Origin of the sequence: Mycobacterium basiliense, assembly GCF_900292015.1 — a bacterium.
Classification (GTDB): domain Bacteria; phylum Actinomycetota; class Actinomycetes; order Mycobacteriales; family Mycobacteriaceae; genus Mycobacterium; species Mycobacterium basiliense.
This window is the reverse complement of sequence record NZ_LR130759.1, coordinates 1,708,449-1,724,564: the sequence shown is the minus strand read 5'-3', so window position 1 is coordinate 1,724,564 and position 16,116 is coordinate 1,708,449. Positions and strand designations below refer to the sequence as shown.

Annotated in this window: 12 protein-coding genes, 2 tRNA genes and 1 pseudogene; 8 read left to right on the top strand and 7 right to left on the bottom strand. The window is 64.0% G+C overall.

Translation table 11 applies throughout. The features are described from left to right. The first annotated feature begins 25 nt into the window (after positions 1-25). The 5 genes from MB901379_RS07405 (at position 26) to MB901379_RS07385 (ending at position 6,278) form a co-directional block, all read left to right on the top strand. Positions 26-727, top strand: coding sequence for an IclR family transcriptional regulator (locus MB901379_RS07405; protein ID WP_158016019.1), 702 nt, complete (start codon positions 26-28; stop codon positions 725-727). A 527-nt stretch (positions 728-1,254) separates the two neighbouring features. Continuing rightward, entirely contained in the window at positions 1,255-2,475 is a 1,221-nt protein-coding gene (locus MB901379_RS07400; RefSeq protein ID WP_158016018.1) for an aminotransferase class I/II-fold pyridoxal phosphate-dependent enzyme, read from the top strand. 231 nt (positions 2,476-2,706) lie between these two features. Next, the gene (locus MB901379_RS07395; protein ID WP_232022014.1) at positions 2,707-2,862 is read left to right on the top strand and encodes a hypothetical protein; all 156 of its coding nucleotides are present in this window, start codon (positions 2,707-2,709) and stop codon (positions 2,860-2,862) included. Next, a complete protein-coding gene (locus MB901379_RS07390) occupies positions 2,859-5,687 on the top strand; it encodes an MMPL/RND family transporter (RefSeq protein WP_158016016.1) in 2,829 nt (942 codons plus the stop codon). The genes MB901379_RS07395 and MB901379_RS07390 overlap by 4 nt, the downstream gene beginning before the upstream one ends. A 63-nt stretch (positions 5,688-5,750) precedes the next feature. Next, a complete protein-coding gene (locus MB901379_RS07385; protein ID WP_158016015.1) occupies positions 5,751-6,278 on the top strand; it encodes a PPOX class F420-dependent oxidoreductase in 528 nt (175 codons plus the stop codon). Positions 6,279-6,294: 16 nt separating this feature from the next. Here the strand turns inward: MB901379_RS07385 and MB901379_RS07380 are convergent. The 4 genes from MB901379_RS07380 to MB901379_RS07365 all read right to left on the bottom strand — a co-directional run bounded on the left by MB901379_RS07380 (position 6,295) and on the right by MB901379_RS07365 (position 8,938). Further along, positions 6,295-6,367: transfer RNA gene (locus MB901379_RS07380), tRNA-Glu, on the bottom strand. 72 nt (positions 6,368-6,439) lie between these two features. Continuing rightward, positions 6,440-6,511, bottom strand: a tRNA-Gln gene (locus tag MB901379_RS07375). A gap of 154 nt (positions 6,512-6,665) precedes the next feature. Further along, the gene (gene gltX, locus MB901379_RS07370) at positions 6,666-8,135 is read right to left on the bottom strand and encodes a glutamate--tRNA ligase (RefSeq protein ID WP_158016014.1); all 1,470 of its coding nucleotides are present in this window, start codon (positions 8,133-8,135) and stop codon (positions 6,666-6,668) included. Continuing rightward, positions 8,132-8,938 carry a fumarylacetoacetate hydrolase family protein gene (locus MB901379_RS07365; protein ID WP_158016013.1) on the bottom strand — a complete coding sequence of 269 codons (807 nt, stop codon included), beginning with the start codon at positions 8,936-8,938 and terminating at the stop codon, positions 8,132-8,134. The genes gltX and MB901379_RS07365 overlap by 4 nt, the downstream gene beginning before the upstream one ends. 127 nt (positions 8,939-9,065) lie before the next feature. Between MB901379_RS07365 and MB901379_RS07360 the strand changes: the two are divergent. After that, positions 9,066-10,136: pseudogene (locus tag MB901379_RS07360) on the top strand (MFS transporter); the annotation flags it as partial. Between the two features lie 133 nt (positions 10,137-10,269). Here MB901379_RS07360 and MB901379_RS07355 read toward each other — a convergent pair. Together MB901379_RS07355 and serA are read right to left on the bottom strand one after the other, a co-directional pair. Next, a complete protein-coding gene (locus MB901379_RS07355; RefSeq protein ID WP_158016012.1) occupies positions 10,270-11,280 on the bottom strand; it encodes a 3-isopropylmalate dehydrogenase in 1,011 nt (336 codons plus the stop codon). Between the two features lie 55 nt (positions 11,281-11,335). Continuing rightward, positions 11,336-12,922: a phosphoglycerate dehydrogenase gene (gene serA / locus MB901379_RS07350; RefSeq protein ID WP_158016011.1), complete on the bottom strand. Its 1,587-nt coding sequence runs from the start codon at positions 12,920-12,922 to the stop codon at positions 11,336-11,338. 86 nt (positions 12,923-13,008) lie between these two features. Between serA and MB901379_RS07345 the strand changes: the two genes are divergently transcribed. Further along, a complete protein-coding gene (locus MB901379_RS07345) occupies positions 13,009-14,439 on the top strand; it encodes a phytoene desaturase family protein (protein ID WP_158016010.1) in 1,431 nt (476 codons plus the stop codon). Further along, positions 14,436-15,038 (top strand): NAD(P)H:quinone oxidoreductase, encoded by a 603-nt coding sequence (wrbA, locus tag MB901379_RS07340; protein ID WP_158016009.1) that lies wholly within the window; start codon positions 14,436-14,438, stop codon positions 15,036-15,038. Before MB901379_RS07345 ends, wrbA begins: the two co-directional genes overlap by 4 nt. 74 nt (positions 15,039-15,112) lie before the next feature. On the opposite strand, the gene ilvC is transcribed toward wrbA, so the two are convergent. After that, positions 15,113-16,114 carry a ketol-acid reductoisomerase gene (ilvC, locus tag MB901379_RS07335; RefSeq protein WP_158019021.1) on the bottom strand — a complete coding sequence of 334 codons (1,002 nt, stop codon included), beginning with the start codon at positions 16,112-16,114 and terminating at the stop codon, positions 15,113-15,115. Between the last annotated feature and the right edge of the window lie 2 nt (positions 16,115-16,116).

The following is a 16,116-nucleotide window of genomic DNA, read 5'->3' as shown; positions in this document are numbered from 1 at the left end:
GAATGCGAGACGCTAGTATCCCTTTGTGAGACAGCATAGCGGCATCGGTGTTCTCGACAAAGCGGTGGGCCTGCTACATACGGTCGCCGAATCTCCGTGCGGACTAGCCGAACTGTGTGAGCGGACGGGACTGCCCAGGGCCACCGCATACCGGCTGGCGGCGGCCTTGGAAGCGCATCGCCTGCTCGGACGCGACGACGGCGGCCGTTGGCACCTCGGGGCCGCAGTCTCCGAACTCGCCGCCCGGGTCAACGATCCCTTGCTGGCGGCGAGCGCGACGATACTGCCTCGATTGCGGGAGACCACCGGAGAAAGCGTGCAGTTGTATCGCCGCGAGGGCATGTCCCGGGTCTGCGTGGCCGCCTTGGAACCGTCTGCAGGCCTTCGCGATACGGTGCCGGTAGGCGCCCGGTTGCCGCTGACTGCCGGCTCGGGAGCCAAAGTGCTGCTGGCCCACAGTGACGCCGCCACCCAACAAGCGGTGTTGCCGGATGCGCAATTCACCGATCGGGTGCTGGCCGAAGTGCGCCGCCGCGGTTGGGCGCAGAGCGTGGCCGAACGCGAGCCCGGCGTGGCAAGCGTTTCGGCGCCGGTGCGCGACGGTCGCGGTGTGGTGATCGCCGCCATCTCGGTATCAGGGCCCATCGACCGGATGGGCCGACGCCCGGGAGCGCGCTGGGCGGCTGACCTACTGGCAGCTGCCGACGAACTCAACCGGCGACTTTAGGTGCACTTGGTCACAAATGCCCGTCCTGCTCGCCTTCCTGCTCGCCGATGACCACACCGGGCCGCGGACTCATTGTCAAACCCGCCGAATGATCCGCCAGGCGCACTTCTTTTTGGCTGTAGTACAGCTGACGAGCCCCGAAATGCGTACCATTCTGCCAACGGGGGTACGGAAGGAGCGCTGATCATCAGAGCCCGGCACGGCCGTCATTTATTCATCAGCGGGTTATTAGGCCAACAACGACCCTCAACGCCCGACCGGCACCATGATCAGCGCAACGCCGACCCCACTCGAAGGGTGCTACCCGCAGTGCGATCTGTCGCACGCCGCTTTGCCTACCGCCCGCGGTCACCGGGCTAGAAGCTCCGCCAACGCTGTCGACTACCGCAACCAACTCCGCGGCCATCTCGGGGTTCACCGCCGTGCAGCGTTCGTCGCGATTCGGCTGTCACCCCCATCCCCGGCTGCCACCGCAACCACTCGATCGCCCCGCTAATGCCCTCGGGGCCAACTAAGTGATGGGAGACATGGACCTATTCGCCAAACTTGTCGCGGACCACCATGATCCGCTAGTGCAAATTTCGCACGCCGTGCATGGCATCGCTACCTTTCCCAAGTTGAGTGCCGCCATCGGGTCACGCATGGTGTGGCGGGAACGCGAATACATCGTATGGAACCTCAACAATTATCTTGGTCTCGCAAATCACCCGGAAGTCCGGTCAGCCGATGCCGAATTCGCCAGTCGGTATGGGCTTGCGACCCCCATGGGCTCGAGAATGATGTCAGGTGAAACGGATGATGTCGAACAGCTCGAACAAGAGCTGGCCGACTACACGAAGAAGCCGGCAGCACTGTTCCTCAACTACGGCTACCAGGGCATGGTCTCACTCATCGATTCGCTGACGACGGCCGCGGACTGGATCGTGTCGGATGCGGAAAATCACGCGTGCATCATTGACGGGATTCGATTGCATCGGAAAGGTCGCGATCAAATCCGAATGTTCTCCCATAACAACATCGACCAGCTGGAGTCGTACCTCATCGAAATCGACCGGGTGCGTGCCGCCGACGCCGGGGTGTTGGTGGTCACCGAGGGTGTCTTCGGAATGTCCGGAGACCAGGGCGCACTACGCGAAATAGTGGAGCTGAAGAAAAAGTACGACTTCCGGCTCCTCGTCGACGATGCCCACGGCTTCGGCGTGCTGGGCGCCAACGGCGGCGGTACCGGGGAAGAACAGGACGTACAGGACGGAATCGACCTCTACTTCGGGACATTCACCAAGGCGGCGGCGGGCGTCGGCGCATTCGTCGCATCACAAGCCGACGTAATTTGGCAGCTTCGGTACACGATGCGGTCCCAAATCTTCTCCAGGGGCCTGCCCGGTCCGATAGTCGCGGGAAACAGAGTGCGCCTGCAGCTGATGCGTACCCGGCCCGAGCTGCGCGAGCGGGCACACACGGTTGCCGGCGAACTGCAAACATCGTTGACGAGCAGCGGCCTGAGTATCGGCAAAACGAATAGTCTGATCACGCCGGTGTACCTGCCCATGGACCCGCTGGCCGCACTCACCTTCCTGACTCGACTACGCCACGAGTACGGAATTTTCTGCTCAGCGGTGACCTATCCGGTGGTGCCGCCGGGGATTGTTCAACTGCGCCTGATTTCAACTGCGGACCACGACATAGGCGACGTGGGTCCGACCGTCAGCGCGATCACCAGCGTCTACCACGAGTCGACCGGGCAATAGCTTGGATAGTGCCGCGCAAGGCGCACCCCCAAAGGAAAGCCGCAGCGCCGCAAATTCTTTCGTGGTTTCGGCCATTCATAAGCGAACAGCCCAGCCTTGGTGCAAGAATTTCACCGACTCGCGGCGCGGCCGAGAATCTCCACGGTCGCGATGGGTTAGGCGCACAGCGACCGTTGCAACCGGACAATGCTGAACGGGAGTTCGATGATCCGCTTCGTGAGGCGCATAGAGGTGCCGATTGTGATGATCGTTCTTGTGGTGGCCAGAACCGGGAACCCGAAGTGCACTCGGCCGCACGCGGTCGCCCGCCGGGCCGCCCAGGGTGACGGACAGGCCATCGGACGTCGCGGCACCGTCGAAACCAGCTACCTAGCGAAATCTGCGTGAGGACCGAACACGCTGCCGGGTGGGCATCCATCGCCCGGATCGTCCAAAAATTACCGATACCGGTCATTGTCCTCTGGGTTGTGTTTACCGTCGGCGCGAACATTGCCGCACCACAGATCGAGGCGGTAGCCAAAGCGCACTCCGTGTCGTTAAGCCCCAATGACGCTCCCTCGCTGGTCGCGATGAAGCGGATCGGCAAGGACTTTCAGCAGTTCGACTCCGATAACACCGTAATGGTGGTTCTGGAGGGTCAGTCCGCGCTCGGTGATGAGGCGCACCGGTATTACGACGCCCTGATTGCCCGGTTGTCGCGGGACACGGCTCATGTCGAGCACATCGACGATTTCTGGGGCGACAGGCTGACCGCGGCGGGCTCGCAAAGCGTTGACGGCAAAGCCGCCTACGTCCAGCTCTACCTCACCGGTGGGCTAGGTAGCGCGCGGGCCAACGATGCCGTCGCTGCGGTGCAACGGATCGTGCAGAGTGTGCCGCCACCGCCCGGCCTCAAGGCCTACGTAACGGGTCCCGGCGCGCTGGGCGCCGATCAAGACGCTTCCGGTAACAGTAGCCTGCAAAAGCTCACCGCCGTAACGATTGCGGTGATCACGATCGTGCTGTTGATTGCCTACCGGTCACTGTCCACAGTTCTTACGATGCTGCTGACCGTTGGGATCGAACTGCTTGCGGCCCGGGGCGCCATTGCCAGTCTGGCCGTCAACGAAATCATCGGACTGTCGACCTTCGCCATCAATGTGCTTACCACGCTGACGATTGCGGCGTCGACGGACTACATCATTTTTTTGGTTGGTCGGTATCAGGAGGCCCGCACCGCCGGTCAGAACCGAGAACTGGCGTATTACAGCATGTTCGGTGGCACGGCTCATGTGGTCCTGGGCTCGGGCCTAACCGTGGCCGGGGCCATGTACTGCCTCAGCTTTACCCGCCTGCCCTACTTTCAGACCCTCGGCGCACCCTGCTCAATCGGACTGCTGGTGGTCGTCGCGGCCTCACTGACCCTGGCACCGGCGGTCATCGCCATCAGCAGCCGATGGACAATCTTTGACCCCAAACGCAACACCACCACCCGCCGCTGGCGACGCATCGGCACCATCGTGGTGCGCTGGCCCGGCCCCGTCCTAGTCGCCACCGCACTAATCTCACTGATCGGCCTGCTGGCCCTACCCAAATACCAAACCAACTACGACGAACGCCACTACATCCCCACCAACGCACCCTCCAGCATCGGCTACCGCGCCTCCGACCGCCACTTCCCCCCGGCCCGGATGGAACCCGAAGTCCTGATGATCGAAACCGACCACGACCTACGCAACCCCACCGACATGATGCTGCTCGACCGCATCACCAAAGCCGTCTTCCACCTACCCGGCATCGCCCGCGTCCAAAGCATCACCCGCCCCCTGGGCTCACCGATCGAACACAGCTCCATCCCCTTCCAACTCAACATGCAAAACACCATCACCCTCGAAAACATCGGCTACCTCAAAAACCGCGTCGCCGACATGTACCGCATGACCGACCAACTCCAAACCATGATCGAACTCGCCCAACGCCAAGAAACCCTGACCCGAGAACTCACCAACACCAACCACGACATGCTCACCCACACCCGACACATGCAAGCCACCACCAACCAACTGCGCGACCAACTCGCCAACTTCGACGACTACTGGCGCCCCATCCGAAGCTACTTCTACTGGGAACACCACTGCTTCGACATCCCCATCTGCGCCTCCCTGCGCGCACTGCTCGACGCCGTCGACGGCGTCGACAAACTCAGCCAAGACATCGCCACCCTCACCACCGACCTCGACCACATCGACACCCTCCAACCCCAACTGCTGGCCCTCATCCACCCCACCATCCTCACCATGCAAACCGTCAAAGACCTCACCCAAACCACCGCCAGCACCTTCTCGGCACTAATCACCCAAATGCAAGACCTCACCCACAACGCCACCGCCATGGGACAAGCACTCGATGCCTCCCACAACGACGACTCCTTCTACCTACCCCCCGAAGCCTTCGACAACCCCGACTTCCAACGCGGCCTCACCCTGTTCCTATCCCCCACCGGCACCGCCGCCCGCTTCCTCATCACCCACCAAGGCGACCCCGCCACCGCCACCGGCATCGCCCACATCGACCCGATCCTGCAAGCCGCCAGCGAAGCCATCAAAGGAACCCCCCTAGCAGCCGCCAACCTCTACCTCGCCGGCACCGCAGCCACCTACAAAGACATCCACCAAGGCGCCACCTACGACCTCATGATCGCCATCGTGGCCTCCCTATGCCTGGTCTTCATGGTCATGCTCGCCATCACCCGAAGCATCGTCGCCGCCGCCGTCATCGTCGGCACCGTCGCCCTCTCACTCGGTGCGGCCTTCGGACTGTCCGTGCTGATCTGGCAACACCTCCTCCACATGCCCCTGCACTGGCTGGTCCTACCCATGGCCATCATCGTCATGCTCGCCGTCGGATCCGACTACAACCTGCTCCTAGTGGCCCGCTTCCAAGAAGAAATCACCGCCGGCCTCAACACCGGCATGATCCGCGCCATGGCCAACACCGGCCGCGTCGTCACCATCGCCGGCCTCGTCTTCGCCTTCACCATGGGCTCCATGATCACCAGCGACCTACGCGTCGTCGGCCAAGTCGGCACCACCATCATGATCGGACTGCTCTACGACACCCTGGTCGTCCGCGCCTTCATGATGCCCGCCGTCGCAGCCCTACTAGGCCGCTGGTTCTGGTGGCCACGCCGAGTCCCTGTCCGCTGCACACGCCCGGTTGACGACACCAGGTGACGCTGGCGCGGTGCGCAACCGTCCGCCGGCCCGCCGGCCGCCGCCGCCTGACAGACTGACGCCATGGGAACAAAGCAGCGCGCCGACATCGTCATGTCCGAGGCTGAAATAGCCGACTTCGTCACCAACAGCCGCACCGGCACACTGGCCACCATCGGCGCCGACGGACAGCCTCACCTGACCGCGATGTGGTACGCCTTGGTCGACGGCGAGGTCTGGCTCGAGACCAAAGCCAAGTCACAAAAAGCCGTCAACGTCAGGCGGGATCCGCGCGTCAGTTTTCTGCTCGAAGACGGAGACACCTACGACACCCTGCGGGGGGTATCTTTCGAAGGCATCGCCGAGATCGTCGACGACGCCGACGCCCTATTCCGGGTCGGGGTCAGCGTGTGGGAGCGCTACACCGGCCCCTACAGCGACGATGTGAAGCCCATGGTCGATCAGATGATGAACAAACGCGTCGGCGTCCGCATCGTCACGCGCCGCACCCGCTCCTGGGATCACCGCAAGCTCGGGTTGCCCAGCATGCCGGTGGGCGGAACCACCGCACCGACCGTGCTGGGATCGGCCAAACCGACCAGTAGCGAATGACACTCTCGCTAAGTTGTAGCCCCGATGGGATTCGAACCCACGCTACCGCCGTGAGAGGGCGGCGTCCTAGGCCGCTAGACGACGGGGCCAGAACCGATCCGAGCTGTCAGCATAGCTCAACCCGGTAAGCCCACCTAATCGCTTGCGGTGGTGGAGCTTTGCTGGGGTACCAGGACTCGAACCTAGAATGGCTGAACCAGAATCAGCTGTGTTGCCAATTACACCATACCCCATTGGCTGCCTAAAACCGCTGGTCAGCGCCATTTTGCGAACTTAACCCGCATCCTGACACGCTGTGGCCAGCCGTTGTCGACCGACGTGCAGACTACCAAAGAGTTCGCCGCCAATCCGCAAGCCGGCTCGATTCTGCGGTCACTCGGTACTCCACTACGGCGAGCCCACCCGCTCGCGGGCATCGCGCAGCCGCTGCAGACTGCGGCCAGAGCCGAGCAGTTCCAACGATTCGAACAACGGCGGACTGATCGTTGTTCCAGTCGCGGCGACCCGGACCGGGCCGAACGCCTTGCGTGGTTTGAGTGCCAGCCCCTCGATCAGCGCTGCTTTCAAGGCGTCCTCGATGTGAGCGGTAGTCCATTCGGTCACACCCTCCAGCGCCGCAACCGCCGCGTCGAGTACCGCGGCGGCGTCAGGACCCAGCTCCTTGGCGGCGGCCTTGGGATCAATCGCGTACTGATCGTCATTCAAGAACTTCAACAGGTCCCAAGCATCACCCAGCACGACTATTCGGGTCTGCACCAAGTTCGCGGCGGTGGCGAATGCCGGTTCGGTCAAATCGAGGCGATGCCCGTGTGTATCCAGATAGGCGCGCAACCTGACGGTGAAGTCGTTCGCGGCTAGCATCCGGATATGTTCGGCGTTGATCGCGTCGGCCTTCTTCTGGTCGAATCTGGCTGGATTGGCGTTTACATCGGCAACGTCGAAGGCGGCCACCATCTCCTCGAGGCTAAACAAGTCGTGGTCGTCGGCGATGGCCCAACCCAGCAGCGCAAGATAGTTCAGCAATCCTTCCGGAATGAAGCCCCGGTCGCGGTGGGCAAACAGATTCGACTGCGGGTCGCGCTTTGAGAGCTTCTTTGTCCCGTCCCCCAACACCGATGGCAGGTGCGCGAATTGCGGAACATACTCGGCTACGCCGATGCGAATCAACGACTGATACAACGCGATCTGTCGCGGAGTCGATGGCAGCAGGTCCTCGCCCCGCAGCACGTGTGTGATCTTCATCAGCGCGTCGTCGCAGGGGTTGACCAAGGTGTACAACGGATCACCGTTTGCCCGGGTCAACGCGAAATCAGGCACCGATCCCACCGCGAACGTGGTGGGACCGCGCACTAGGTCGTGCCAACTGATTTCGGTATCGGGCATCCGCAGCCGCACCACCGGCCGGCGGCCCTCGGCTAAGTATGCCGCGCGCTGCTCGTCGGTCAGATCACGGTCGTGATTGTCGTAGCCCAGCTTCGGGTTGCGGCCGGCGGCAATGTGGCGAGCTTCAACCTCTTCCGGCGTAGAGAAGGCTTCGTAGGCTTCGCCGGCCGCCAGCAACTTGGCAACCACGTCGCGGTAGATGTCGGTGCGCTCCGACTGCCGATAGGGGCCGTAGGGTCCGCCCACCTCAGGCCCCTCGTCCCAGTCCAGGCCGAGCCAACGCAAGGCGTCCAGCAGAGACAGATAGCTTTCCTCGCTATCGCGCTGGGCATCGGTGTCTTCGATGCGGAAAACGAAAGTCCCGCCGGTATGCCGGGCATACGCCCAGTTGAACAGCGCGGTACGGATCATACCGACGTGAGGAATACCGGTGGGCGACGGGCAGAATCGGACCCGGACGCTCGATGAGTTCACGACTTTCCTTTGCGGACTACGGGATTGGTCAACGTGCCGATTCCCTCGATGGTGATGGAGACGTTGTCACCGTCCTCGATGGGGCCGACTCCGGCCGGTGTTCCGGTGAGGATGAGATCACCCGGCAACAACGTCATTACGCCCGAGATCCATTCCACGATCGAACCGATGTCGTGGATCATCAGCGAAGTGCGGGCATGTTGTTTGACCTCGCCGTTCACCTCGGTGCACAGGTCGAGATCGGCGGGGTCTAGCGGATCCAGATCGGTGACGATCCATGGCCCAACCGGACAGAATGTGTCGTGCCCTTTTGCCCGGGTCCATTGGCCGTCGGATTTCTGCTGGTCGCGTGCCGACACGTCGTTGCCGATGGTGAAGCCGAGGATGTTGTCGGCGGCTTGTGCGGCGGGGACGTCCTTGCACGGCCGACCGATCACTATCGCCAGCTCGCCCTCGAAGTGAACCGGTGATGCTGTGTGCGGCAAGCGAATCGGAACATTCGGACCGATAATCGCGGTGCTGGGCTTAAGGAATATCACCGGGTCCGCGGGCACGGGCCCGGTGTGGTGGCCCATCTCAGCGATGTGGTCGGTGTAATTCTTCCCAACGCAGACCACCTTGCTTGCAAGTATCGGGGCCAACAACCGGACGTCGGCCAGCGGCCATGAGCGGCCGGTGAAGTTTGGCGTGCCAAACGGGTGTTCTGCGATTTCACGGACGGTCATTCCGTCCGGATCGTCCAGCTCGCCTTCGATGCTCACGAAGGCGACACCGTCTGGGCTGGCGATTCGACCAAGGCGCATTCGGATGAGCCTAGTGACGGTCGCGAGCGCGGCGCAGCCGGGCGCTGCGGGCCGTCACCATCGCACCTAGCCGGCCGCCTGGTCATACACCCCGCGAGCGGGCGCGGGGGTGTGCAAGCATGAGCTGATGCCAGACGAACCAAGCGGCGTGCAGGAATTGACTCTGTCCGCGCGCTGGTGGATTGTGCTCGTCTCGCTGGTTGCCACGGCGAGCTCGTTTCTCTTCATCAACGGCGTAGCCTTCCTGATCCCCCGGTTGCAAAACGAGCACGCAACCCCTCTCGCCACGGCGGCGTTGTTGGCGTCCATGCCCAGCTGGGGCATGGTGGTAACGCTGGTCGCGTGGGGCTATGTGCTGGACCACGTTGGCGAACGGATTGTGCTGACCGTGGGCTCTGCATTGACCGCAATGGCGGCTTATGCCGCGGCATCGGTGCATTCGCTTTTCCTGATGGGTATCTATCTGTTCCTTGGGGGCATGGCGGCCGCCAGCTGTAACAGCGCCGGTGGCCGGCTGGTCTCGGGTTGGTTCCCACCACACCAACGCGGTCTGGCGATGGGAATCCGGCAGACCGCTCAGCCGCTCGGAATTGCGTTAGGCGCGTTGGTGATCCCCGAGCTGGCCGAACGCAGCATCCATCACGGACTGATGTTTCCCGCGGTGGTATGCACGATGGCGGCGGTGGCCAGCGCCCTGGGCGTGATCGATCCGCCACACAAGTCCCGGAAGAGCGCTACCCGCCAGGAACTGGCCAATCCGTACCGCGGATCGTTCGTGTTGTGGCGAATACACGCGGCATCGGCGCTGTTGATGATGCCTCAGACGGTGACAGTGACCTTCATGCTGGTCTGGCTGATGAATCACCATGGCTGGTCGGTGGCCGCGGCCGGAATTCTGGTCACGGTGTCGCAGCTGCTGGGTGCGCTGGGCCGCATCGCGGTCGGTCGCTGGTCGGATCATGTCGGCTCACGAATGCGGCCGGTCCGCATTATCGCTATCGCCGCTGCCGCGAGCCTGTTCCTACTCGCACTCATCGACAACCAGGGTTCACGCTATGACGTGGCGCTGATGATCGCGATCTCGGTGATCGCGGTCCTCGACAACGGTTTGCAGGCGACCGCGATCACGGAGTACGCCGGGCCCTATTGGAGTGGGCGCGCGCTGGGCACGCAGAACACCACCCAGCGGCTGATGGCGGCCGCCGGTCCCCCACTATTCGGCGCGCTGATCATGACCGCTGCCTATCCGCAGGCATGGTTTCTGTGCGGTCTGTTCCCGCTGGCCGCCGTGCCGCTGGTACCAACCCGTTTGCTTCCGCCCGGCTTGGAGATCAGAGCGCGGACGCGATCCGTTCGCCGACATCGGCGGTGGCACGCCGTTCGTTCCCTCGACTTGCCAGGTAATCCGCGACGGCCCGGTCCACCCGCGCAGCGGCGTCGGCGTGACCCAGGTGGGAAAGCAGCATCGCCACCGACATGATGGCCGCGGTCGGATCGGCGATCCCCTGACCGGCGATATCTGGCGCGCTGCCGTGCACCGGCTCGAACATCGACGGGTTTGCCCCGGTCGCATCGATATTGCCGCTGGCGGCCAAGCCGATACCGCCGCACACCGCCGCGGCGAGGTCGGTGATGATGTCGCCGAAGAGGTTGTCGGTGACGATCACGTCAAAGCGACCCGGATCGGTGATCATATGGATGGTGGCCGCGTCGACATGCTGGTAGGCCACCTCGACGTCGGGGTATTTGCCGCCGATCTCCTCCACGGTGCGCAACCACAATCCGCCGGCGAAGCTCAGCACGTTGGTCTTGTGCACCAGGGTCAGCAGGTTGCGACGCCGCTGGGCTCGTTCGAATGCGTCCTGCACCACCCTTCGCACGCCGAAAGCAGTATTGACGCTCACCTCGGTGGCCACCTCGTTGGGCGTGCCGACCCGAATCGCGCCACCATTTCCGGTGTAGGGACCCTCCGTACCCTCCCGCACTACCACGAAGTCGATGTCCGGATTGCCCGACAGCGGGCTGGCTACGCCCGGATACAGTCGCGCGGGTCGCAGATTCACATGGTGGTCCAGCGCGAAGCGCAGTCTTAGCAACAGGCCGCGCTCCAGAATGCCGCTGGGTACCGACGGGTCACCGATTGCTCCCAGCAGTATGGCGTCGTGCGCGCGCAGCTCGTCGATGACCGAATCTGGCAGGGTTTCCCCTGTGGCATGAAACCGTCGAGCGCCGAGGTCATAGTTGGTTTTCTGCACTCCGGGCAGCACCGCGTCGAGGACTTTGACCGCTTCGGCCACCACCTCCGGCCCAATCCCGTCGCCGGCAATCACCGCCAACTTCATGAGCGTCGCCCTCCCCGGCAAGCGAGCGGCGCCCCCACTGCATCGGCGCCGGTGATCACGACAGATCAACCACCTCAAGCTTGTTGGCGCCGACCGCGGCCGCGATCGTGGACAGCACGTCGTCAGGTACGGCCTGGTCCAGTCGCAGCAATATGGTCGCTCCGGGGCCCTCAACATCCTCGGAAAGCTGAGCCGCATGGATATTTACCCCCGCGGCCCCGAGCAAGGTGCCGATCTTGCCCAGCGCGCCGGGCTGGTCAACGTAGTTGATGACCAGGTTGGTGCCCTCGGCTCGCAGGTCAAAGTGGCGGCCGTTGATCTGCACAATCTTGTGCGTCAGTTGCGGACCGTACAGCGTGCCCGAAACGTTGACGGCCGAACCGTCCGAACCGACCACCCGAACATCGATGACGCTGCGGTGGTTGGGGCTCTCCGAGGCTTTGGTGATCTCGGCGGAAACCCCTCGTTCGGCGGCCAGTGCAGGCGCGTTGACGAAGGTCACCGGATCCTCGATGACCGCCGAGAACAGGCCGCGCAGCGCCGAAAGCTTCAGCACCTCGACGTCTTCGGCGGCCAGCTCGCCACGCACCTGGACCGACAGCGATACCGGCGCTTTGTCCGATAGCGCCGCCGCCAGCACACCGAGCTTGCGCACCAGATCGAGCCAGGGCGCCACCTCTTCGTTGACCGCTCCCCCGCCAATGTTGACCGCGTCGGGTACGAACTCCCCGGCCAGCGCCAACCGAACGCTTGCGGCCACGTCGGTCCCGGCCCGGTCCTGAGCCTCCGCGGTGGACGCACCCAGGTGTGGCGTGACGACCACCTGGGGCAGCTCGAACAGCGGGCTGTCCGTGCAGGGTTCGGTGGCGAACACGTCGATGCCGGCCCCGCGCACGTGGCCGCTGTTGATCGCGTCGGCCAACGCGGCCTCGTCCACCAAGCCACCACGGGCGGCGTTGACGAGGATGACGCCTGGCTTGGTCTTGGCCAGCGCGTCCTTGTCGATCAAGCCCGCGGTCTCGGGCGTCTTCGGCAGGTGCACCGAGATGAAGTCGGCGCGGCCCAGCAAGTCGTCTAGGGATAGCAGTTCGATGCCCAGCTGCGCGGCCCGGGCCGGCGATACATACGGGTCGTAGGCAACGACGTGGGCGCCAAAAGCGGCAACCCGCTGGGCGACTAGTTGCCCAATCCGGCCCAAGCCCACCACACCGACGGTCTTGCCGAAGATTTCGGTGCCGGAGAACGAGGAGCGCTTCCAGGTGCGCTCCCGCAACGACGCGTCCGCGGCCGGAATCTGGCGGGACGCCGCCAGCAGCAGCGCAAGCGCGTGCTCGGCAGCACTGTGAATGTTCGATGTCGGAGCGTTGACCACCAACACACCGCGTGCCGTGGCCGCGTCCACGTCCACGTTGTCCAGCCCGACACCGGCACGAGCGACGATCTTGAGCTTGGACGCGGCCGCCAGCACCTCGGCATCGACAGTGGTGGCCGACCGCACCAACAGCGCGTCGGCTTCGGGCACCGCGGCCAGCAGCTTCTCTCGGTCAGGACCGTCTACCCAGCGCACCTCGACCTGGTCTCCCAGGGCAGCGACCGTTGACTGGGCAAGTTTGTCGGCAATTAAAACAACAGGCAGGTTCACGCGGCCAGCGTAGCGGGGATCGCCAGCGCGGCCGAGCCGGGCGCCGCGGGGTCGCCGTCATCGGCGTAGTCGGCTGTAATCAACAGGTGGACGTCACCGTCGTCGGCAGCGGACCCAACGGACTCGCGGCCGCCGTAATCTGTGCCCGTGCGGGTCTGAAGGTGCAGGTCGTCGAAGCCCAACCGACCTTTGGTGGCGGCACCCGCACCCAGGCCGATTTCGAATTTCCCGGAGTCGAACACGACGTGTGCTCGGCGGTGCACCCGTTGGCGCTGGCGTCGCCGTTTTTCGCCGAATTCGACCTGCCGGCCCGCGGTGTCACACTGGCCGTACCGGAGGTTGCGTATGCCAACCCGCTGCCCAACCGGCCCGCCGCCATCGCATACCACGATCTGGGGCGCACCAGCGCGGAGTTGGAAAATGGAGCCTCCTGGCGACGCCTGCTCGGCCCGCTGGTCGATAACTCCGATGCCGTCGTCACGTTCATGCTGGGCGACAAGCGTTCGGTACCCGATTCGCTGCTGACCGCCGTGCGGTTGGGACTGCGGATACTCGCACAGGGGACCCCGGTTTGGCGGTCACTGGCCGGCGAGGATGCCCGTGCGCTGTTCACCGGCGTCGCAGCCCATGCGATTTCGCCTTTGCCGTCACTGGTGTCGGCGGGCGCGGGGCTGATGCTGGCCACTTTGGCCCATTCGGTTGGCTGGCCGATTCCGGTGGGCGGCAGCCGAGTTGTCGCCGAGGCGATGATCGCCGATCTGCGCGCACATGGCGGCACCCTTACGGCGGGAGTCGAGATCACCGAGCCCCCGGGCGACGTGGTCGTTTTCGACACGGCCCCGACCGCGCTGCTGCGAATTTACGGTGGCGCGCTACCACATGGGTATGCTAAAGCGTTGCGCCACTACAGCTTTGGATCGGGTGCAGCCAAAGTCGACTTTGTGCTCAACGGCGATATCCCGTGGTCGGATCCGCGGCTGCAGCGGGCGCCGACGCTTCATCTCGGCGGCACCCGGGCGCAGATGGCGCACGCCGAAGCCGAAATCGCAGCCGGGCGGCACACACAGTGGCCGATGGTGCTGGCCGCCAGCTCACACATCGTTGATCCACGGCGGGTAGACGACCACGGCCGCCGACCGTTTTGGACCTACGCCCATGTGCCATCAGGGTCCGACGTTGACGCGACGGAGACCGTGACCCGGGTCGTCGAGCGATTCGCACCGGGCTTCCGCGACGTCGTGGTTGCGGCGCGCAGCCTGCCCGCGGCCCGGATGAGCGAGCACAACGCCAACTACGTCGGCGGCGACATCGCGGTGGGCGCAAACACGGTCTGGCGTGCCGTGGCCGGGCCTACCGCGCGTCTAAACCCTTGGCGCACCCCGATTCCCAAGGTCTACCTGTGCTCGGCGGCTACCCCACCCGGCGCCGGCGTGCACGGCATGTGCGGCTATTACGCCGCGCGCACCGTATTGCGCCGCGAATTCGGTATCACCGAAATGCCTATGCTGTCGCCATGACGAAACTCGCGATCATCTACTACTCGGCCACCGGACACGGCACCGCGATGGCGAAACGCGTCGCCGCGGCAGCCGAGGCCGCCGGCGCCGATGTCCGGGTGCGCCATATTGCCGAGACCCGAGACCCGGAATCGTTCGCGCAGAACCCGGCCTGGACGGCGAACTACGAGGCGACCAAGGACCTACCCGCGGCCACCGGCGAGGACATCGTGTGGGCGGATGCGGTGATTTTCGGGTCACCGACTCGATTCGGTTCCACCACATCACAATTCCAGACATTCATGGACTCGCTTGGCGGCCTCTGGGCACAGGGCAAGCTGGCCGACAAGGTCTACGCGGCGTGGACGTCGACCGAATCACCGCACGGGGGTCAGGAGACCACCCTGATGAGCCTGTATGTCTCGCTGATGCATTGGGGCGGCATCATCGTGCCGCCTGGATATACCGATCCGCTGAAGTTCGTCGACGGCAACCCCTACGGCGTGAGCCTGGTCGCCACGCGCGATAACATCAACGATTTCGGGGACGCGACGGCGGCCGCGCTCGACCACCTGGCTCGCCGGGTGGTCGAGACGGCCGGCCGTCTCCGCGACACATAATCTACGTACGCGACACGCCGAAACTTTGTGCCGCAAATTATATTTCGGCGCGCCGGGCCCGCCCGGTGTCCGGACTACGCCGTTTCGGTGATCGGGCGGTCGACCCAGCTCATCAGGTCGCGCAACCTCTTGCCGGTGACCTCGATGGGGTGCTCGGCGTTCTGCTTGCGCAACTGCTCGAGTTCCTTGTTGCCACCCTCGACGTTGGCGACCAGCTTCTTGACGAAGGTGCCGTCCTGGATTTCCCGCAAGATTTCGCGCATCCGCTCTTTGGTGTGGGCGTCGATGACGCGCGGACCCGACAGGTAGCCACCGAATTCCGCGGTGTCAGACACCGAGTAGTTCATCCGCGCGATGCCGCCCTCATACATGAGGTCGACGATCAGCTTGAGTTCGTGCAGCACCTCGAAGTACGCCATCTCCGGCGGGTAGCCGGCCTCGACCATCACGTCGAACCCGGCCTTCACCAATTCCTCGGTGCCACCACACAACACGGCCTGCTCACCGAAGAGGTCGGTTTCGGTCTCATCCTTGAACGTGGTCTTGATGACGCCGGCGCGGGTGCCACCGATGGCCTTGGCGTAGGACAATGCCAGCGCCTCGCCCTTGCCGGTCGGGTCCTGGTCGACGGCGATCAGGCAGGGCACACCCTTGCCATCGACGAACTGGCGACGCACCAGGTGGCCGGGCCCCTTGGGCGCGACCATCGCGACGGTGACCTCGGCTGGCGGCTTGATCAGGTCGAAGTGGACGTTGAGTCCGTGACCGAAAAATAGCGCATCGCCGGAATTCAGGTTCGGCTCGATGTCGTTGGTGAAGATTTCGGCCTGGGCGGTGTCGGGAGCCAACAACATGATCACGTCAGCCCACTCGGCCACTTTCGCCGGCGTGTCGACCTCCAAGCCCTGCTCTTCGACCTTGACCCGGGACTTCGATCCTTCCTTCAGCCCGACCCGGACTTGCACGCCAGAGTCGCGCAGGCTCAGCGAGTGGGCATGGCCCTGGCTGCCATAGCCGATCACACCAACTCTGCGCCCCTGAATGATAGACAGGTCCGCATCGTCGTCGTAGAACATCT